This is a genomic window from Erwinia sp. V90_4 (assembly GCF_029967685.1).
In the GTDB taxonomy this organism is placed as follows: Bacteria; Pseudomonadota; Gammaproteobacteria; order Enterobacterales; family Enterobacteriaceae; genus Erwinia; species Erwinia aphidicola.
In genome coordinates this window covers 106,889-126,994 of record NZ_JASCAQ010000065.1, presented here as the reverse complement: position 1 = coordinate 126,994, position 20,106 = coordinate 106,889, and the positions used below count along the sequence as shown (strand labels likewise).

General features: G+C 58.1%; 17 protein-coding genes. 5 read left to right on the top strand and 12 right to left on the bottom strand.

Annotated features, from left to right (window positions below):
- On the top strand, nucleotides 1-1,023 hold the full coding sequence (locus QLG07_RS20775) for a M48 family metallopeptidase (RefSeq protein WP_282470101.1): 1,023 nt from the start codon (nucleotides 1-3) through the stop codon (nucleotides 1,021-1,023).
- 88 nt (nucleotides 1,024-1,111) lie between these two features.
- Here QLG07_RS20775 and QLG07_RS20770 read toward each other — a convergent pair whose 3' ends face one another.
- From QLG07_RS20770 to pepA, 3 genes are all read right to left on the bottom strand, one after another.
- Nucleotides 1,112-3,967 carry a valine--tRNA ligase gene (locus tag QLG07_RS20770; protein WP_048914528.1) on the bottom strand — a complete coding sequence of 952 codons (2,856 nt, stop codon included), beginning with the start codon at nucleotides 3,965-3,967 and terminating at the stop codon, nucleotides 1,112-1,114.
- Between the two features lie 12 nt (nucleotides 3,968-3,979).
- Complete coding sequence (locus QLG07_RS20765; RefSeq protein ID WP_048914529.1) at nucleotides 3,980-4,429, bottom strand: DNA polymerase III subunit chi; 450 nt, start codon at nucleotides 4,427-4,429, stop codon at nucleotides 3,980-3,982.
- Nucleotides 4,430-4,499: 70 nt separating this feature from the next.
- Nucleotides 4,500-6,008 carry a leucyl aminopeptidase gene (pepA, locus tag QLG07_RS20760; protein ID WP_048914530.1) on the bottom strand — a complete coding sequence of 503 codons (1,509 nt, stop codon included), beginning with the start codon at nucleotides 6,006-6,008 and terminating at the stop codon, nucleotides 4,500-4,502.
- Nucleotides 6,009-6,264: 256 nt separating this feature from the next.
- Here pepA and lptF point away from each other — a divergent pair, with 256 nt between their 5' ends.
- On the top strand, nucleotides 6,265-7,365 hold the full coding sequence (gene lptF / locus QLG07_RS20755) for an LPS export ABC transporter permease LptF (protein ID WP_048914531.1): 1,101 nt from the start codon (nucleotides 6,265-6,267) through the stop codon (nucleotides 7,363-7,365).
- Nucleotides 7,365-8,441, top strand: coding sequence for an LPS export ABC transporter permease LptG (lptG, locus tag QLG07_RS20750; RefSeq protein WP_048914532.1), 1,077 nt, complete (start codon nucleotides 7,365-7,367; stop codon nucleotides 8,439-8,441). Before lptF ends, lptG begins: the two co-directional genes overlap by 1 nt.
- Before the next feature lie 252 nt (nucleotides 8,442-8,693).
- Here the strand turns inward: lptG and QLG07_RS20745 are convergent, their stop codons facing one another.
- From QLG07_RS20745 to QLG07_RS20735, 3 genes are all read right to left on the bottom strand, one after another.
- Nucleotides 8,694-9,971 carry a DUF445 family protein gene (locus QLG07_RS20745; protein WP_282470087.1) on the bottom strand — a complete coding sequence of 426 codons (1,278 nt, stop codon included), beginning with the start codon at nucleotides 9,969-9,971 and terminating at the stop codon, nucleotides 8,694-8,696.
- Between the two features lie 7 nt (nucleotides 9,972-9,978).
- A complete protein-coding gene (locus QLG07_RS20740) occupies nucleotides 9,979-11,481 on the bottom strand; it encodes a helicase HerA-like C-terminal domain-containing protein (RefSeq protein WP_282470086.1) in 1,503 nt (500 codons plus the stop codon).
- Nucleotides 11,482-11,912: 431 nt separating this feature from the next.
- Nucleotides 11,913-12,260, bottom strand: a complete 348-nt coding sequence (locus tag QLG07_RS20735; protein ID WP_048918870.1) for a FaeA/PapI family transcriptional regulator — start codon at nucleotides 12,258-12,260, stop codon at nucleotides 11,913-11,915.
- Nucleotides 12,261-12,432: 172 nt separating this feature from the next.
- On the opposite strand from QLG07_RS20735, the gene QLG07_RS20730 reads away from it, so the two are divergent.
- Nucleotides 12,433-13,167, top strand: coding sequence for a helix-turn-helix domain-containing protein (locus QLG07_RS20730; protein ID WP_282470085.1), 735 nt, complete (start codon nucleotides 12,433-12,435; stop codon nucleotides 13,165-13,167).
- On the top strand, nucleotides 13,160-13,645 hold the full coding sequence (locus QLG07_RS20725) for a FidL-like protein (RefSeq protein WP_282470084.1): 486 nt from the start codon (nucleotides 13,160-13,162) through the stop codon (nucleotides 13,643-13,645). Before QLG07_RS20730 ends, QLG07_RS20725 begins: the two co-directional genes overlap by 8 nt.
- A 117-nt stretch (nucleotides 13,646-13,762) precedes the next feature.
- Here the strand turns inward: QLG07_RS20725 and QLG07_RS20720 are convergent, their stop codons facing one another.
- The 6 genes from QLG07_RS20720 to QLG07_RS20695 are packed head-to-tail and all read right to left on the bottom strand — an operon-like array spanning nucleotide 13,763 to nucleotide 20,106.
- The gene (locus QLG07_RS20720; RefSeq protein WP_282470083.1) at nucleotides 13,763-14,500 is read right to left on the bottom strand and encodes an SDR family NAD(P)-dependent oxidoreductase; all 738 of its coding nucleotides are present in this window, start codon (nucleotides 14,498-14,500) and stop codon (nucleotides 13,763-13,765) included.
- A 1-nt stretch (nucleotide 14,501) separates the two neighbouring features.
- A complete protein-coding gene (locus QLG07_RS20715; protein ID WP_048917451.1) occupies nucleotides 14,502-14,741 on the bottom strand; it encodes an acyl carrier protein in 240 nt (79 codons plus the stop codon).
- Nucleotides 14,742-14,755: 14 nt separating this feature from the next.
- A complete protein-coding gene (locus QLG07_RS20710; protein WP_187497125.1) occupies nucleotides 14,756-15,547 on the bottom strand; it encodes a MaoC/PaaZ C-terminal domain-containing protein in 792 nt (263 codons plus the stop codon).
- Complete coding sequence (locus QLG07_RS20705) at nucleotides 15,544-16,797, bottom strand: beta-ketoacyl-[acyl-carrier-protein] synthase family protein (RefSeq protein ID WP_253537564.1); 1,254 nt, start codon at nucleotides 16,795-16,797, stop codon at nucleotides 15,544-15,546. The genes QLG07_RS20710 and QLG07_RS20705 overlap by 4 nt, the downstream gene beginning before the upstream one ends.
- Complete coding sequence (locus QLG07_RS20700; protein ID WP_282470082.1) at nucleotides 16,784-18,178, bottom strand: TolC family protein; 1,395 nt, start codon at nucleotides 18,176-18,178, stop codon at nucleotides 16,784-16,786. The genes QLG07_RS20705 and QLG07_RS20700 overlap by 14 nt, the downstream gene beginning before the upstream one ends.
- Nucleotides 18,175-20,106, bottom strand: coding sequence for an ABC transporter permease (locus QLG07_RS20695; RefSeq protein ID WP_282470081.1), 1,932 nt, complete (start codon nucleotides 20,104-20,106; stop codon nucleotides 18,175-18,177). The genes QLG07_RS20700 and QLG07_RS20695 overlap by 4 nt, the downstream gene beginning before the upstream one ends.

Sequence of the window (20,106 nt, the reverse complement as noted above, 5' to 3'; positions counted from 1 at the left end):
CTGCAGCTGAACGGCTACTATCAGTACCCTGGACGGGCAGCTCGCGAGGCTGCCCGTCTCACACTGGGCGAGCGCCATCTGACGCTGGAGCAGGGTGGGCAGCAGCAGATCCAGCTGCTGAGCGCGGTTAAGGTTTCCGCTGCGCTCGGCACCATCCCCCTGACGCTGACCTTTGCCGACGGCGGCCGCTTTGTGCCGCAGGATGACGCTGCGTTTCGCCAGTGGTGGCAGCAGCGCCATCGCCCGGGGCTGGTTCACCGGCTGGAGCAGCATCGTCGCGGCGTCGGCCTGATGCTGCTGGCCACGCTGGCGGCTATCGCGCTATATGTCTGGGTGATCCTGCCCGCCGTCAGCAGCGTGCTGGCGCGCCATATCCCCAGCTACGTTGAGCGTCAGGTGGGGCAGCAGACTTTCACCCTGCTACAAAACAGCGGCTTTAGCAGCGGGCAGCTGACGCCCGGGCAGCTTAAGCGCATACAGGGCCTGTTCGCCGCCACCGTGCCCGCTGAGATGAAAGATGACCCGACGCCGCTGCGGCTGAAGGTGATGCATTTCTCCGGCGGTCCCAACGCCTTTATGCTGACGGACGGCACGCTGATTATCAGCGATGAGCTGGTGCAGATGGCGAAAAGCGACGATGCGCTGGCGGCGGTGATGCTGCACGAAATCGGCCATCACGCTTACCGTCACCCGATGCGCATGCTGGTGCGCTCTTCGCTGGTCAGCCTCAGCTATCTGTGGCTAACCGGGGACGTCAGCGGCATCGGCGATACGCTGCTGCAGTCCGCCGCCTTTGTTAACCAGCTGCAGTTCTCGCGCAGTATGGAGCGCGAAGCGGACGAGTACGCGGTGGCACAGATGAAGGCGCAGGGGCGCTCTCTGGCGGCGATGGTGCAGATTTATCAGCAGCTGGCGCAGTCGGGGGAGAAGGTGAGCGGCGGGTTGAGTTTGCCGGAATGGATGAGTACCCACCCGGATATGCCTGCGCGCATCAGGGCGATTCAGGACGGATCGCGGCAATAAAAAAGGGCGCGGCATGCCGCGCCCCTACGGGTGTTGTAGGGGCGGACCCTTTTTTCCGGTCCGCCCGCCAGTCTCACACCGGCCGCGATTACAACGCGGCGATAACCGCCTGCTGCTCAATCAGCTTGCTTTTAGCCTGCTCGAAATCGGCCAGGCGCTCGCGCTCTTTCGCCACCACCGCTTCCGGTGCGCGCGCCACAAACCCTTCGTTGCCCAGCTTGGTGGTGATTTTTTCCATCTCCACTTCCACTTTAGCCACTTCCTTCGCCAGACGCTCCAGCTCCGCCGCTTTATCCACCAGGTCCGCCATCGGGATCAGCAGTTCAGCACCGTCAACCAGCTTGGTCACGGCAACCGGGCCTTTTTCACCCGCTGGCAGCAGCGCCAGCGTGGTAAGGCGCGCCAGGGTTTTCAGGAAGTTGTGGTTGTCGTTAACGCGACGCACCACGTCAGCACTGGCGCCGCGCAGCAGCACGTCCAGCGGCTTAGCCGGGGAGATATTCATCTCGTTGCGAATATTACGCACCGCGACGATAGCCTGCTTCAGCCATTCGGTGTCGGCCATTGCAGCGGCATCAACGCGGCTTGCGCTGAACTCCGGCATCGGCTGCAGCATGATGGTGTCATCGCTGATGTTCTTCAGCACTTTCACCTGCTGCCAGATGGTTTCGGTAATAAATGGAATAATTGGGTGCGCCAGGCGCAGCAACGCTTCCAGAACCGTCACCAGCGTATTACGCGTGCCGCGCAGCTGAGCTTCAGTCCCGCCGTTCATCACCGGCTTCGCCAGCTCCAGATACCAGTCGCAGAACTGGTTCCAGGTGAACTCATACAGGATGTTGGCGGCGATATCGAAGCGGTAGCTGTCCAGCGCGCCGCGGTAGGCCTTCACGGTTTCGTTGAATTCCGCGAGGATCCAGCGGTCCGCCAGCGACAGTTCCAGCTCGCCACCGTTGAAGCCGCAGTCGTGCTCCTGGGTGTTCATCAGCACAAAGCGGCTGGCGTTCCACAGCTTGTTACAGAAGTTGCGGTAACCTTCCAGGCGCTTCATATCCCAGTTGATGTCGCGGCCGGTTGAGGCCAGCGCCGCCAGCGTGAAGCGCAGGGCATCGGTGCCGTGCGGCTCAATGCCGTTGGGGAACTGCTTCTCGGTGCGCTTGCGGATCTTCTCCGCCAGCTGCGGCTGCATCATGTTACCGGTGCGTTTTTCCAGCAGGTCTTCCAGCGAAATCCCGTCAACCATATCCAGCGGATCGATCACGTTACCCTTCGACTTGGACATTTTCTGCCCTTCGTCGTCGCGGATCAGGCCGGTCATGTAGACGGTTTTAAACGGCACCTGCGGCTTACCGTCTTCGTCCTTGATGAAGTGCATGGTCAGCATGATCATGCGCGCAATCCAGAAGAAGATGATATCGAAGCCGCTGACCAGCACGCTGGTCGGGTGGAAGGTGCGCAGCGCTTCGGTGTTCTCCGGCCAGCCGAGGGTGGAGAAGGTCCACAGGCCGGAGGAGAACCAGGTGTCGAGCACGTCTTCGTCCTGGGTCAGCACCACCTCGGGCGCGATGTTGTTTTCCGCACGCGCTTCTGCTTCGCTGCGCGCCACATAGACGTTGCCTTCGGCATCGTACCAGGCCGGAATACGGTGGCCCCACCACAGCTGGCGGGAGATGCACCAGTCCTGAATGTCACGCATCCAGGAGAAGTACATGTTCTCATACTGCTTCGGCACGAACTGGATATCACCCTGTTCCACCGCTTCTACCGCCACTTTCGCCAGCGGAGCGGTGCGCACGTACCACTGGTCGGTCAGCATCGGCTCGATCACCACGCCGCCACGGTCGCCGTAAGGCACGGTGAGGTCGTGCGGTTTGATCTCATCCAGCAGGCCGAGTGCATCAATCGCCGCGACAATCGCTTTACGCGCCGCGAAGCGTTCCAGCTTCTGGAACGCCGCCGGGATGGTCGGGTCGCAGGCGTCAGACTCTTCGCCGTTGGTGTCGTAAACCTGGGCGCTTTCGCGGATATCACCGTCGAAGGTCAGAATGTTGATCATCGGCAGCTTGTGACGACGGCCCACTTCGTAGTCGTTGAAGTCGTGCGCCGGGGTGATCTTCACGCAGCCGGTGCCTTTCTCCATATCGGCATGCTCATCGCCCACAATCGGAATGCGGCGACCGACCAGCGGCAGCACGAGGAATTTGCCGATCAGATCTTTGTAGCGCGGATCTTCCGGGTTGACCGCCACGCCGGTATCACCAAGTACGGTTTCCGGGCGGGTGGTGGCGACCACCAGGTAATCTTTACCGTCAGCGGTTTTCACGCCGTCGGCCAGCGGGTAGCGGATGTGCCACATCGAGCCTTTCGACTCGCGGTTTTCCACTTCGAGATCAGAAATCGCGGTGCGCAGCTTCGGATCCCAGTTCACCAGGCGCTTGCCGCGGTAGATCAGGTTCTCTTTGTGCAGGCGCACGAACACTTCTTTCACCGCGTTCGACAGGCCTTCATCCATGGTGAAGCGCTCGCGCTCCCAGTCCACGGAGTTGCCCAGACGGCGCATCTGACGGGTGATAGTGCCGCCAGACTCGGCCTTCCACTGCCAGATTTTTTCGATGAACGCATCACGGCCGTAATCTTTACGGGTTTTGCCCTCTTCGGCGGCGATTTTACGCTCAACCACCATCTGCGTGGCGATGCCCGCATGGTCGGTACCCGCCTGCCACAGGGTGTTTTTACCCTGCATGCGCTGGTAGCGGATCATGGTGTCCATGATGGTCTGCTGGAAGGCGTGCCCCATATGCAAGCTACCGGTGACGTTCGGCGGCGGGATCATGATGCAGAAGCTTTCCTGGCTGGTGTCGCCATTCGGTTTGAAGTAGCCCTGTTGTTCCCAGTGCTCGTAGAGCGGCTGCTCGATATCTTGCGGGTTATATGTCTTTTCCATTTCTGCTATGTCTTAGGCAAGGGGCGGCGTTGCCGTATTCAAGTGGAATCCAACGCTGCGATACGCTTTGTAGCGGTCGCGCGCCAGCTGTTTCAAGGATGCTTCATAGGGAACGAAGTCTATCACTTCATAGAAAGCGGTGGCAAAATCTGCAAACTGCGGCAGCAGGCTGATCAGCAGGTCACGCGGCGAGTTTCCGCGCCGCTGCGGCCAGGCCAGTTCGACCGGTGCGCCATATTTCGGGCCTTCACCCGCCAGATTATGCGGCACAAAGGCGCTGGCCGGACGCTGCCACAGGGCTTCATCCAGGCGGATAGCCTGGGCTTCATCCTGGCAGGCGACCAGCACGCGTTTCCCTTCCCGCCAGCGCGCCTCGGCCAGGTCACAGACCAGCGCTTCCTGCGCGCTCAGCCCGTCAACCGGGGTGTCGGTTTCCAGCAGATAGAAAGTTGCGTTTTTCATAATGATGCCAATTGGGTTCGGTGGTTTCCGCAGGGGCCAGGCATACCTGGCCCCTGCAAAGGCTTAACGATTAATCGTCGCCGTTCAGACCCGCACGGTTAAGCAGGAACTGCGACAGCAGGGCGACCGGGCGACCCGTTGCGCCTTTGGCCTTGCCGGAGCGCCAGGCCGTACCGGCCACGTCGAGGTGTGCCCAGTTGTACTTACGGGTGAAGCGCGCCAGGAAGCAGGCCGCGGTAATCGCACCGCCGGGACGGCCACCAATGTTGGCCATATCGGCAAAGTTGGAGTCCAGCTGCTCCTGATACTCATCGGCCATCGGCAGACGCCATGCGCGGTCACCCGCCTGCTCGGACGCGCCAATCAGCTCGTGCGCCAGCGGGTTATGGTTCGACAGCAGGCCGCTGATATGGTGGCCGAGCGCAATCACGCAGGCGCCGGTCAGGGTCGCCACGTCGATCACCACGTCCGGATCGAAACGCTCAACGTAGGTCAGGGCATCGCACAGCACCAGGCGACCTTCGGCATCGGTGTTCAACACTTCCACCGTCTGGCCGGACATGGTGGTCAGTACGTCACCCGGGCGATAGGCGCGGCCGCCAGGCATGTTCTCACAGCCTGCCAGCACGCCGACCACATTAAGCGGCAGGCCCAGCTCGGCCACCATGCGCATCACGCCGTACACCGACGCCGCGCCGCACATATCGTACTTCATCTCGTCCATCGCTTCGCCCGGCTTCAGCGAGATCCCGCCGGTGTCGAAGGTGACGCCTTTACCGACCAGCACAATTGGGCGCGCATCCGCATCCGGGTTGCCCTTGTACTCAATCACCGACATCAGCGATTCGTTCTGCGATCCGGCTCCGACGGCGAGGTAGGCATTCATGCCCAGCTCTTTCATCTGCTGCTCGCCAATCACGCGGGTGGTGATATTGCTCCACGCATCCGCCAGCTGGCGCGCCTGCGAGGCCAGGTATGCGGCATTACAGATGTTTGGCGGCATGTTGCCGAGATCTTTCGCTGCCTTTACGCCCGCCGCAACGGCCAGGCCGTGCTGGATAGCGCGCTCGCCGCTGGTCAGCTCACGGCGCGTTGGCACGTTGAACACCATTTTACGCAGCGGACGGCGCGGCTCGACCTTGTTGCTTTTAAGCTGGTCGAAGCTGTACAGCGTCTCTTTGGAGGTTTCCACCGCCTGACGCACTTTCCAGTAAGTATTGCGACCTTTTACGTGCAGCTCGGTCAGGAAACAGACGGCTTCCATCGAACCGGTATCATTCAGAGTGTTAATTGTTTTCTGAATAACCTGCTTGTACTGGCGCTCGTCCAGCTCACGTTCTTTGCCGCAGCCGATCAAAAGGATGCGCTCAGAGAGAATGTTCGGTACATGATGCAGCAGCAGCGTCTGACCGACTTTTCCTTCCAGTTCACCACGGCGCAGCAGGGCACTGATGTAGCCATCGCTGATTTTATCGAGCTGTTCAGCAATCGGTGACAAGCGGCGCGGTTCAAACACGCCCACTACAATACAGGCACTGCGCTGTTTTTCCGGGCTACCGCTTTTTACACTGAACTCCATGCACTCTCCTGAATCTTAAAGACAACGGCGCTTGCTCCGGCTAGAATGGACCGCTTTCGTACCGTATAGCGCTGGTGCAATATGTCGCTGTCAGATTGAGTTTTGGTGATAATAAGTTTTTTTTTGCATCACCAGAACGCGATTGTTGTCATACTATTTTAGCTATGACTTGGGCCATTGATAGAAAAAATGGCGTGTAAGCGATGAAACTAGCGATTTTCCTGCAAAAAGACAAGTTTTCACAGGCGTACTCAGCGTGATCATCATTAGATATCTGGTTCGGGAAACGCTCAAAAGCCAGTTGGCTATCCTGTTCATCCTGCTGCTGATCTTCTTTTGCCAGAAGTTAGTCAGGATTTTGGGAGCCGCGGTGGATGGCGAGATTCCAACAAATTTAGTACTCACATTATTGGGCCTTGGCGTGCCGGAAATGGCGCAGCTTATCCTGCCGTTAAGCCTGTTTTTAGCCATTTTGATGACGCTTGGCCGGTTATACACCGAGAGTGAAATCACGGTGATGCACGCCTGCGGTTTAGGCAAAAGCGTGCTGGTGAAGGCGGCGATGATCCTGATGCTGTTTACCGCGCTGGTGGCAGCGGTCAACGTTGGCTTCCTCGGGCCGTGGTCCTCGCGCTATCAAAGCGAAGTGATGCAGAACGCCAAAGCCAACCCGGGTGCCGCTGCACTCGCGGCCGGGCAGTTCCAGCAGTCGGGCGATGGCCAGTCGGTGCTGTTTATCGAGAACACCAAAGGCAACACCTTTGACAACGTGTTCCTGGCGCAGATGCGGCCGAAGGGCAATGCCCGCCCGTCGGTGGTGGTGGCCGATCATGGCCATATGTCGCAGCGTGCCGATGGTTCCCAGGTGGTGACGCTGGATAGCGGCACGCGCTTCGAAGGCACCGCGCTGCTGCGCGACTTCCGCATTACCGACTTCAAGAACTATCAGGCGATTGTCGGCCATCAGGAAGCGATTCTGGATCCCAATGATTCCGAGCAGATGAGCATGAAAGCCCTGTGGCAGTCCGATAAACCCGATTTCCGCAGCGAGCTGCACTGGCGCCTGACGCTGGTGTTCTCGGTGCTGGTGATGGCGCTGATGGTGGTGCCGCTCAGCGTGGTCAACCCACGCCAGGGGCGCGTGCTGTCGATGCTGCCCGCCATGCTGCTCTACCTGATTTTCTTCCTGTTGCAGAGCTCGTTACGCTCCAGCGGCGGCAAAGGGCGCCTCGACCCGGCACTCTGGATGTGGGTGGTTAACCTGGCTTATCTGGGGCTGGCGATAGTGCTGAACGCCTGGGATACCGTACCGATGCGCCGCCTGCGCGCGCGCTTTACTCGCGGAGGATCGGTCTGATGTTTGGCGTTCTTGACAGATATATCGGTAAAACGATTTTTAACACCATCATGGCGACGCTGTTTATGCTGGTGTCGCTCTCCGGCATCATTAAGTTTGTCGATCAGCTGCGTAAAACCGGGCAGGGTGACTACACCGCGCTCGGCGCCGGGCTCTACACCATCCTCAGCGTGCCGAAAGATATCGAGATCTTCTTCCCGATGGCGGCGCTGCTGGGGGCGCTACTGGGCCTCGGAACGCTGGCTCAGCGCAGTGAGCTGGTGGTGATGCAGGCATCCGGCTTTACCCGTATGCAGATTGCCGCTTCGGTGATGAAAACCGCCATCCCGCTGGTGCTGCTGACCATGGCGATTGGTGAGTTTGTTGCCCCGCAGGGCGAGCAGATGGCGCGTAACTACCGTGCGCAGCAGCTGGTGGGCGGTTCGCTGCTCTCCACGCAGAGCGGGCTGTGGGCGAAGGACGGGAATAACTTTATCTTTATTGAACGTATTCGCGACGACAACCAGCTGGCGGGCATCAGCATCTACAGCTTTAACCAGCAGCGCCGCCTGCAGTCGGTACGCTACGCGGCATCGGCCAAGTACGATGCGAATAAAAAAGCGTGGGCGCTGGCGCAGGTAGATGAATCAGATCTGACTGACCCGCAGCAGGTGAGAGGCAGCCAGACGCTGACCGGCGAGTGGAAAACCACCCTGACGCCTGACAAGCTGGGCGTGGTGGCGCTGGACCCGGCGGCGCTGTCGATCACCGGCCTGTATAACTACTCGAAGTATCTGAAGCAGAGCGGCCAGATGTCCGGGCGCTATCAGCTGAATATGTGGAGCAAAATCTTCCAGCCGCTGTCGGTGGCGGTGATGATGCTGATGGCGCTGTCGTTTATCTTCGGACCGCTGCGCAGCGTGTCGATGGGGATGCGCGTGGTGACCGGGATCAGCTTTGGCTTCCTGTTCTACGTGCTGGACCAGATTTTCGGCCCGCTGAGCCTGGTGTATAACATCCCGCCGATCCTCGGCGCGCTGCTGCCCAGCGCGGCGTTCTTCGCCATCAGCGTGTATATGCTGTTGAAACGCAGGTAATTGTTGGGTTGCGGGTCGACCAGAAAAGCGGTCGACCCCTACAAGATCGGTACGTGCCGCCCGTGATGATGGCGCACCGTTCACTACCCCCTGTAGGGGCTGATCCTCTTTTTCGGTCAGCCCGTGACGACGGCGCACCGTTCACAGCCCCCTGTAGGGGCTGACCCTCTTTTCCGGTCAGCCCGTGATGATGGCGCACCGTTCACTGTCCCCTGTAGGGGCTGACCCTCTTTACCGGTCAGCCCTTTTTTCTTACAGCACCAGCGGCAACAGCGACAGCAGATACAAAATCAAACCAATCACCCCGCCGACCAGCGTGCCGTTAATGCGGATGCGCTGCAGATCGCTGCCGATATTCAGCTCCACCTGATGTGACATATCTTTAGCATCCCAGCTTTTTACCGTATCGCTGATATGGCGGCTGAGAAACGCCGAGAACTCCGGCGCCACGCTGCTGGCGGCGTCCTCCATATGCTGATTAAGCGAGCTGCGCAGCGCGCTGTCCTGCATCAGCGTTTCGCCAAACCACTGCCCGGCGGCGCTCACTTTGGCGTGCAGCTGTGAGTCCTCACGGTCGAGATCGGCCTTCAGCCAGGCTCTGAGATCGCGCCACAGCTGGCTGATATAGCCGTTCAGCGCCTCGTCCTGCTTGAGGTAGGTTTTAATCTCCTCCGCTTTTTCTGCCATTTCCGCGTCAGTGCGCAGGCGGGTAATCAGCCGCTGCACCGCACGGTTAAAGCCCTGGCGCAGCTGGTGCGACTCATCATTTTCAATCTCGCTGAGGATCGACTGCACCGCTTTCGCCGCCACGCCAGCGCTCTGCTCGCCCAGCCACTCGCTCGGCAGCATCTTCTCCTTCAGCGGGTGCTCGCGCTTCAGCCAGCGCACCACCTGCTGGGCGATAAACTCGTGCGTGCCGGGCTTGTTGATCAGCTGCAATACCTGCGCCAGCGCATCGTCCAGCAGCTGCTGGTGGCGGTTATTTTTGGTCAGGCTTTCCAGGATCATCGCGGCCGACTGCGTGAGGTCCACTTTGTCGATCGCCTTGTGGATGGCGCGGCGCATGAATGCCTGAATACGCTGGTCATCGGCAAGGTCGAGAAAGCCGCGCACCATCTTCAGCAGATAGCCGCTGAGGCGGGCGGTGTTCTCAGCGCTGCTGAGCCAGCGGGCGATAATCTGCGCCGGATCGTGGCGGCGGATCAGCGCCAGCAGCGACTCGGTGTTGAGGAATTTGTCCTGTACGAACAGCGCGAGGTTATCAGCGATGCGGTCCTTGTTGCGCGGAATGATCGCGGTGTGGCGGCCAACCAGCGGGATCGGCACGCGGCGAAACAGTGCGCTGACCGCAAACCAGTCGGCCAGCGCGCCAACCATCGACGCCTCCGACACCGCCTTCAGCCCGGCTATCCACAGGTTTGGCGGGTAGTACAGCGGCCAGACCACCGTGGCGATAAACAGCAGCGCCGCCACGCCCAGCAGTATCAGCGGCAGGCGCCTGGCCTGCCGCAGTTCCAGTTCCTTATCCATAAACTCCCTACTTGCGGCGGCCGCCCATAATGCTGCCCAATACTCCGCGAATGATTTGATTGGTGATCTGCCGGGCGGCGCTTTTTGCCACGCTCTGCACCACGCCTTCGCGCTTGCCGCCGCGCGGCCCGGTGCTGCCAAACAGGATATCCTTCAGCCCGCCGAGAATGCCGTCATCGACCGCCACCGCATCGCCTTTCGCCGCCGGCGCGCTGGCGTTGTCGGTGGCTGCCTGCACCCCTTTTTGCAGCAGCTCGTAAGCCGACTCACGATCGACCGCTTCTTCATACTTGCCCGACAGCGCCGAGTGATTGATCAGCCCGTTACGCTCATCGTCGGTGACCGGCCCCATGCGCGAACCGGGGGCGATGACCGAGGCGCGCTGCACCACCGACGGGCTGCCTTTCTCATCCAGGAAGGAGATCAGCGCTTCGCCGGTGCCCAGCTCCTGAATTGCTGTGACAGTATCAAACGCCGGATTGGCGCGCATGGTCTGTGCGGCGACCTTCACCGCTTTCTGATCCTTCGGCGTAAAGGCGCGCAGCGCGTGCTGCACGCGGTTCCCCAGCTGGCCGAGCACCGCATCGGGAATATCCGCCGGGTTCTGCGACACGAAGTACACCCCGACCGCCTTGGAACGGATCAGGCGGATCACCTGCTCAATTTTATCCAGCAAAACGGCGGGCGCTTCATCAAACAGCAGGTGCGCCTCGTCGAAGAAGAACACCAGCTTGGGTTTCTCCTGGTCGCCCGCCTCCGGCAGCTGCTCGTACAGCTCCGACAGCAGCCACAGCAGGCTGGTGGCATACAGCTTCGGCATCTGGTACAGCTTCTCGGCGGCGAGGATGTTGATCACCCCTTTGCCGTCGGCATCGGTGCGCATCCAGTCTTTGATATCCAGCATCGGCTCGCCAAAGAAATACTCCGCACCCTGCTGCTCCAGCGCCAGCAGCCCGCGCTGGATCGCCCCGACCGACGCGCTGTTGATGTTGCCGTACTGGCTCTGGAACGCTTTAGCGTTGTCGCCGATGTACTGCGTCATGGCGCGCAGATCTTTAAAGTCGAGCAGCAGCATCCCCTGGTCATCGGCCACGCGGAAGATGATGGTCAGCACGCCGCTCTGCACCTCATTAAGGTTCAGCAGGCGCGCCAGCAGCAGCGGGCCAAGGTCGGACACCGTGGCGCGCACCGGGTGGCCGCGCTCGCCGAAAATATCCCACAGCACCACCGGGTTGCTCTGCGGCGTCCAGCCGCTGACGCCGATTTTTGCCAGCCTGGCGCTGAGCTTTTCCGACTCCGCACCTTCTTTGGCAATGCCGGTCAGGTCACCCTTTACATCGGCCATAAACACCGGCACGCCGATGTTGGAGAAGCTCTCCGCCAGCTTTTGCAGCGTGACGGTTTTTCCGGTGCCGGTCGCCCCGGTGATCAGCCCGTGACGGTTGGCCATAGCGGGCAGCAGGTGCAGTTGGTGTTCGGTGGTCTGGGCAATCAGCAGCGGCTCGGTCATAGTGAGTTATCCATCGGGTTGGAAGAGGAGGGGCCCCCTGTAAGCCTGGCAGGCATCCATTTTTCTACAAAAAATACATAACCATAAGGCGATGATGAGGAAATCATCGCGTAGTGTAAAGGATAAATTAATAGCGCTATTTACTCTCTGTCAATGCGGATTTTCAAGATGTCACGGCAGGGGAGGATGGCGGAGATAATAACAACTCCTCATCTCTTTTTATTTTTATGATGAAAATAAAAGCCAGGAAGGTTAAAAAATGTGCTGATGGGCAGGGGTGTTTTTTAAAGTTAAATCATCCGTCTTAGACAGGATGTTATTAATAATTACAATTTAAATGAAAGAGCGTTGCACCCCATTTTGGATGCAACGGCTCTTAATGCTCTAAATGCGATGAATATAACGTGATTTTCTGTTCTAAGAGGGAACATTCATCGCTGCAATATTTTAAGATCCTGTTGGTCCTTGAGTAAGTACCATTTATGATACTTTTTTATTTTATCTCTGCTCACACAGCCGCGTTGTTCTAACGGGAGAAGCAAATGTCTGACTTTGTAAATGGAAATGCCGCATAGGTCGGCAATTTCTCTTGTCGACAACCCCTCAGAAGAGTGCTCTTTTAACGAGTTGAGAATAAAGATCTGTTCGGGGATATTAACCTTTTTAATCTCGACATTGCTAATACCCATTTCCATTGCCAGCATAAGCAGATTTTTAAGATGATTGTGGTGACCTTTGCGTAACTCACCTGAACTGTAAGAACATACAGAGGTTTTCATTTTGCCTACTCCATGGGCTTCAAAGGAAGCTCGTAGTATGAGATCCCAGTAATTCGTTAGCAACATTAACGTGAAATGAAGCTTGAATCAGAAGTTTTATCTAAAATTTATCATTTTTTTATTTTATTGTTCTGTTTTTGGGTGTTCAGTAAATCTAAGTTTGGAGGAGAATATGAGATTCAATATCGAAGGCGTAGTTATTTTTGATACCGAAAAGGCTTTACTTGTCAATCTGCTCACGGGAGATTGTATCGAGTTATCCCAAACATCGGCGCGCCTGCTGGCTGCATTGCTGACGCATTCCGGAGAGGTATTAGCGCGCGATGAGATTTTTCAGTCTATTTTTGATAAGTTTGGCGCACGGGCTTCTAACAGTAATTTGAATCAATATATTTCAATACTGCGAAAAAATTTACATGATTTGGGGATCGAACAGGAGATTATTATTACTGTTCCTCGCGTTGGGTTTACGATCTCGGAACATGCGGTAATTAATGAAGAAGTCAACGCTCCCAGTGTAGCCGTCAATCAACGATGGCTGCCTTATTTATACGAAAAGCTCATCGCGGGTCGGATCTATTTTATGGCCGGAGGGAGTGTTGTTTTTTTAGCATTTATTGTCTTTTTCTTCAGGGTGGAAGAGCACATCACAGAATTAATTCCCTCAAAGATGTCACTGAATCAATGCAGTTTTTATGTCTATCTTCCCATGTCAATGCAGGATATTCATAACGCTTTTTCTTTGTCCGGAAGAGTGCTGGACTGCTCGGTGCCAAAAAAAATCTATCTTTACAGTCAGGTTATAGAAAGTGATTTAGGTTACCACGTTCAAATTTTGATGGTTGAATGCGAACGAAATGGCAATCGTTGTACCAGTGAGTATATAAGAGAGATTCACAATGCTTAAGCTGTCAGCTTTGCTTGCAATTATTACCTGTCTGCTGTCGGTAGGCGGAGTAATTTATTTTTCCAAGGATCCCGTTTTTATCTGTGAAACGCCATTCACCATGACTCAAAATGTAAATAATGAGGTGATTCGTGCCCAGGGCGTCATGTTTGTCCATGTTGAAGGTGATAAACTGTTTATTAAAATGGATGGCCTGCTCACTCACCAAAGCAAAAAGTATATTATCGCCCGCACGATTGAGCTAGCGTATAAACGCTATAATCTTAAGGCCGACCTCTATAAAGTTGTCAGCCTCGACACTGTGCGCGACGACACAGACAATATTGATGATGGGCTGGTCTCGGGCTTGCTTTTCGGTATGAGGCAGAAGGAAAAAATTATTTTCCTTAAGCGTGTCGGGGATAGTGTCATTTTGTTCGGCAATAATACCTTTCCGCAGTTCGGTTGCCTACGCAATCCAGCGGAGGCCCACAGTTAATCCCCTCGCTGCGCTAACAGGAAATTCTCTGTCCAGGTGCAGCAGGTTAACCGCAAACGGTGGGCTCAATCACAGCTGATGATGCCGCGAAATCAGCTATTTCGCGGCGTGGGTTAATCAGGCCGAGAGCCCACCGTCAAGCACCAGCGTCTGCCCGGTTAAATAGCTGCTGTTATCACCAATCAGAAAGGCGGCGGCCTGGGCCACATCCACAGGATCGCCCAGCCGCCGTAGCGCGATATTTTGCCGCATCGTTTTCAGTTTCGCGGCGGGCACAGCCTCAATCATTTCGCTGGCGATTAATCCCGGGGCCAGGCAGTTGACCCGAATACCAAACCGGCCGACCTCCCGCGCCAGCGAACGAGCCATGCCAATCATCGCCGCCTTGCTGGCGGCATAGGCCGTCTGCCCGCTGTTGCCCTGAAGCGCTGTGACGGACGACATCAGCACGATCGAACCGCTTCCCTGCGTCATCATCTCGGCAAGCAGCCCCTGGTGCCAGTTCATCACTGAGACCAGATTGTTATCAAGAATTGCGCGCCAGTCCTGCGCATTCTGATGAATGTGCAGGGCATCGCGGGCGATCCCCGCGTTATGAATAATGGCGTGCGGTGCGCCAAACTGTTCGAGTAACGACCCGGCGACCTGCGCGACGCGCCCGTCATCCGTGCCGTCGCAGCATACTCCTTCAACCCAGGTGTCGGTGCCCATACTCCGTGCCTGCGCCAGCGTCGGCGCAATGCTCTCTGCGCTGCGGCCGGTAAAGACGATGTTCCACTCGGTCAGCAGGTGCATAACCAGCGCCTTGCCTATTCCCCGGCTGCCGCCGGTTATCAATATCCATTTGTTGGTCATATTAACGCGCCATCTCCTGCTCAATAAGCTGACAAAGCTCTTTGAGGGTCATAAAGGGATGATTGATAAACATATCGGCCGTCAGCGTGACCTTAAACTCGCGCTTTGCCAGCACCATGAGTTCGACATAATCCAGGCTATCCAGCTCAAGCTGTGGCAGCGTCGTTTCTGGCGTGATTTCGCCGGGTTCCAGATCTTTTGCATCGCAGATCATTTCGCTGATTTTGCGGTATACAGTCATAATATTATCCTTATTTATGCTATGGCCACCGGGCCAATCTTGAGAGTGACGGCAGTGCTGATAAAGTGATTGCGCGAGTGAGTTCTGGCTGCAATACGAATAATCGCACCTTGCTGAAGATCGCCGATGACCATCACCGGCAGCGTTTCCAGCGTCAGATTTTCTGCCGGGTCGTGCGGATGCCAGTCTGCCAGCAGGCGGTGGTCAAAAAGGCTTTCCTGATGCGTCTGAATCACGGGAATGTGGGCGAACAGGGCTTCCAGCGTCGTGCCCTGCGGCAGCATAGCGGCGACGGCCTCCTGACGAAGCAGCGCCTCATCCTGAATCAGGTGGCGAAACAGCAGCGCGTCGAGGAAGTGCCAGCGCTGTCCGGCAGGTAAAAGCGAGGCAAACTTCTGCTGAAGTCGCGTCAGCGTGGGGCGATCCAGCTCGCCGCGGCTGACGTTGACGCTGTCGACGTCCGGCAGGGCAGCGGTGGGTGCGATCTGGCAGGTGAGACAGGTTTCTCCGCTGGTCGGGTCGCGAACGATGGCCGCTGCCGCTTTTTTCTCATCGCGTATCAGCTGATAGGGCATGTCACACCACAGCGGTCTGCGCAGGCGCACCGTGCATTTCAGCAGGGGGGCATCGCTGGCAGATGGACTGATTGCGGCTTTAACATCAAGTAACGCGCGCATGCCGTGTACGCTAAGATGCGCTGCGCCCTGTTTTTTTGCCCAGGACGCGTCGAAATGGACAGGATTGTAATCCCCGGAGAAGCCTGCCCAGCCGTGTGCATCGCTCAGGGTGTAGTGCAGCGGCATCATGGGTGTTTTTCCAGAATCAGTGCCGCATTGGCTCCCCCAAAACCAAAGCTCAGGTTCAGCGTGCGGCGAATGTTCCCGGCGCGATGTCCCTCAACGATATAGTCGAGGTCACAGAGCTCGTCCGGCTGCTGATAGTTGGCGGTTGCCGGCATGGTGCTCTGTGCCATCGCCTGCAGACAAACAATGCTTTCAAAAACGCCTGCAGCGGAGATGAGATGGCCCGAGTAGGACTTGGTGCTGGAGACGGGGATCGCATACGCGGCCTCACCGAGCGCCATCTTCAGCGCCTGGGTTTCATTGAGATCGTTCAGCGGCGTTGAAGTGCCGTGAGCATTGATATAGTCCAGCTGCGTGGGCGCCAGCTGCGCCTGATGCAGGGCTTCAGTAATGGTTTTAACGCGCGCGAGACAATCCCCGGCGGGCGACGTGAAGTCCCAGGCATCGGAGAAGTTTGCGTAACCGGTGATCTCCCCGAGGATCGTTGCGCCGCGCGCCAGGGCACTTTCGCGTTCTTCAAGGCAGAGTACCGCCGCGCCTTCGGAGAGCACAAACCCACTGCGGTGGGCGCTGAACGGGCAGCTGGCGCGTTGTGGATCGGACTGCTCCTTACTTAACGCCCCCAGAACGTCGATGTTCCACACCGCACAGTGGCTGGTCAGCGACTCTCCGGCGCCGGCCAGCATCATTTTTGCTCTACCGCTGCGGATCACCTCGCAGGCATCGCCAATCACCATTGTACCGGTGGCGCAGGCAGCAATAACCGTATTCTGATAGCCGCTTAGCCCCCAGAACTGGCTGCACGCGGCCGTGGTCACGCTGGGCATCGCGAAGAAACAGTTAAACGGCGAGGTGACGCCGGTGGTGGCAAACTCCTCCTGGGCGCTGTAGCTTTCATCCAGTCCCGCCCAGCCTGTTCCCATAATCACCCCACAATCCAGCGCAGAATAAAATGCCCGCGGCAGCGCCTCACCAAAGGCCATCGCCATCGCCTGGCGCGCTGCGCCGACCGTCAGACGCGCAAAGCGCGGCAGCTTACGGCGGATCGCTGCGGGTACACCTTTCAGGCTTGGCTCCTCATCGATCAGCCCGAGAAAACGGGTATGAATGCCCAGCTCAGTTTTATCCACGTAGCGGTAGCCCCGGCGGTATTCCATGATCGACTGCCAGCTAGCTGCTGCCGTTGCGCCAAGCGGCGTGACGGCACCGTATCCGGTCACAACCACGCGTTTTCCCTGATTATTTAACGTCATTATTTAATATCCTGTATTGCGTTTTGCCACCCCCCTGCGCCAGCCAGAGCTGAAGCGTGGCGTAGAGGTAATCGTATTGCGTTTGTGCAAGGGTATTTTCCAGCGTCAGCAGATCGTCCTGGGCGTCCAGCAGCGTTTTAAAATCCACCGCGCCAGCGCGATAGCGGCTTTCAGTCAGGGTTAAACGCTGGCGGCCCAGCGACAGCGACTGCTGCAGGCGGCTGCGCTGCTCCGCGGCGCTGAGGCGCTTCTCCATCGCGTTATCCACCTCGGCGAGAGCGGTATACGCGGTGCGGCGAAAAGTGATGGCCGCCTGTTGGATCGCCAGCCCCGACTGCCTGACGGTGAGCTGTGTGGTATTCCACTGGATAAAGGGCAGCGCGAGTGACGTGCCGACGGTGCGAACGGGGTCGCGGAACCACTGGCTGAACGCCTGGCTTCCGGCATTCAGAGCAGCATTTAACGACAGCGAAGGGTAGAAGCTCAGACGCGAGGCGTCATAGCCCGCCAGTGCCGCGCGCAGGCGTGACTCAGCCGCCTGAATATCGGGGCGATGGGCAATCACCTGCAGCGGCGTTTTTTCCCGCACCGGCACGCGCTGGCTGGGCAGCAGGAAGTCGGCCTCCGCCGTGTGCTGCTCCGCAGGGCGGTTAAGCAGCAGCGCCAGCGCATTGCGCGCGTTTTCACGCTGTTGCTGCAGCGTGCGCAGCTGGTTCTGATGCTCAATCAGCGCCTGCTGAGAGAGCAGCACATCCAGCTGTCCGACCTTGCCTGCCCGGAACCAGGATGCCACCTGCTGCGCCGTCTGTTGCGAGATCGCCAGGCTTTGTTGCCGGTTGCGGATCTGCTGGTTATAGAGGGCAATGTTCCAGTAAAGCTGCGCGGTGGTGCCAATGGTGGAGAGCACCGTGGCCTGATAGTCCTCAGCGCTGGCGACGGCCTGCCATTCGCTTTGCTCGCGAATACGCGCCAGCTTGCCCCACAGATCCAGCTCGTAGCTCAGGCTTAACTGGCTGCTGTAGCTCTCGCTGGTCGCGGCGGCGCCGCGCAGGTGCTGGCTGTTGCTGGCACTGCCGGTCAGCTCCACGTTCGGCGACAGGTTAGTGGCGGTTAGCCCGGCGGCCACGCGCGCCTGCTGCAGGGTAATGGCCGCGGCGGCCACATCGTTATTAGTGGTCAGAACCTGCGTGATGATGCGCGACAGCGTGGGGTCGTCGAAACGTTCCCACCAGTTGTCATACCGCCGATCGAACCGATCGGACCGATCCACAGCGGGCCAGCGCTCGGGCAGTGAAAGCAGCGGGCGCTGATAGTCACTCTTGCCGAGATGACCGCAGCCGCTCAGCAGCAATATCGCGGTAAGTAAGGCGGGGATCTTCATTCTCGCGCCAGCGCCTCCATCGGGTTAAGTCGGGCAGCTCTGCGCGCCGGAAAATAGCCGAACGTCACTCCAATAGCCGCGGAAAACAGGCAGGCGATGACCAGCGGGAAGAGGGTAAAAACCATCGTGAACTCATCCGTTATCAGAGAAAACAGCGTACCTACCAGCCACGAACCGGCGATGCCTGCCAGCCCGCCCAGCACGCAGATGGTGACGGCCTCGATCAGAAACTGATTCATAATGTCCGACGGCCGCGCACCGACAGAGAGGCGAATGCCGATTTCATGGGTGCGTTCCGTAACCGATACCAGCATGATATTCATGACGCCGACGCCGCCGACCAGCAGCGAAATAGCGGCAATCGCCGTAATCAGCAGCGACATCGAGTCCGAGGTTTTTTGCAGTGCCGTTGCCAGCTTATCGTCGGTCTGGGTAAAAAAATCCTTTTTGCCATGACTGCGTACCAGATGATCCACCGCTCTGCGCGTCGCTTCGGCGGGCTTCAGCGTCTCCTGAAAGCGCAGTGTGATGGCTTCGAGCGGTTTGTCGCCGGTGATGCGCTGCTGTAGCGAGGTGTAGGGTATCCAGCCGCTGACAAAACCGCCGATCATCTTCGGCCCGGGGCGTGAGGCCACGCCGATCACGCGCCACGGCGCCCCGGCAATCTGTACGATCTTCCCTAGCGGATCTTCACCATCCGGAAAGAGGGCATCACGGCCGGTTTCATCAAGGATCAACACCGGTTCGCTTTCAACCACATCCCGTGCGCCAAAGCCGTGTCCCTGTACGAACTGCAGTCCCTGTAAGGCAAAGTAGTTCTGCGACACGCCGTTCAGCATGACGGAAGCGTCGTAGCCTTTGCGCACGGCTGTCGTCATGCTGCTCAGCAGCGGGGAGACGCCCACCACCCACGGGAGTTTTTCCAGGCTGCTGACATCATCCATTGACAGAGCACGTGTCATATCCGGGCGCTGATTGCCCCAGCCGCTACCGGGATGGATTTCCAGCGTGGTGGTGCCGAACTTACCAATTTCATTCATGATGGTCTGACGGGCGCCTTCACCCACGGCCATGGAGGAGACAACGGAGGAGATGCCGATAATAATCCCCAGCATGGAGAGAAAGGCGCGCATGCGGTGTCCGCGCAGGGCGCGCCAGGCCATGCGGAAAGATTCCGTCAGACTGCGCGTCAGCGAGGCACGCCCGTTATCCTGCTCAGGCAGGGAGACGGGCGTAGCTGGCCGGGTCTGACGGGCATCTTTGATGATTCTGCCGTCGCGGATCTCAATCACCCGCTGCGCCTGGCGGGCAATCTGGTGGTCATGGGTGACGATAATCACCGTGTGACCTGCGGCATGAAGCTGATGCAGTACGTCCATCAGAGCTTTGCCGCTGACGCTATCGAGCGCACCGGTCGGCTCGTCGGCGAGGATGACCTGCGCCCCGTTGATTAACGCCCTGCAGATGCTGACGCGCTGCTGCTGACCGCCTGAAAGCTGGGTCGGGCGATGATGGAGGCGTTCGCGCAGGCCCAGCTTGTCTGCCAGGGAATGAATACGGGCGTAGCGCTCTTTTTCCGGCATCGCGGTATACAGCGCCGGCATGGCGATATTCTCTTCCGCCGTCAGATAGGGCATTAGGTGGTAGCGCTGAAAAATAAAGCCCAGATAGCGACTGCGCAGTTCGGCAAGATGCTGGCTGTCGGCCAGGTGTACCGCCGCGCCATCGATCAGCACCTCGCCGGAGGTCGGGCGGTCCAGGCAGCCAATGATATTCATCAGGGTAGATTTACCGGAACCGGAAGCGCCGACGATGGCCACCATCTCCCCGTGCCCAATGGTGAGTGAGATATCGCTTAATACCGGTAGGGTTTGCGTTCCGGCACGAAACGCCCGGCAGACATGGCGTAAGATGATTATGGGTTCCAT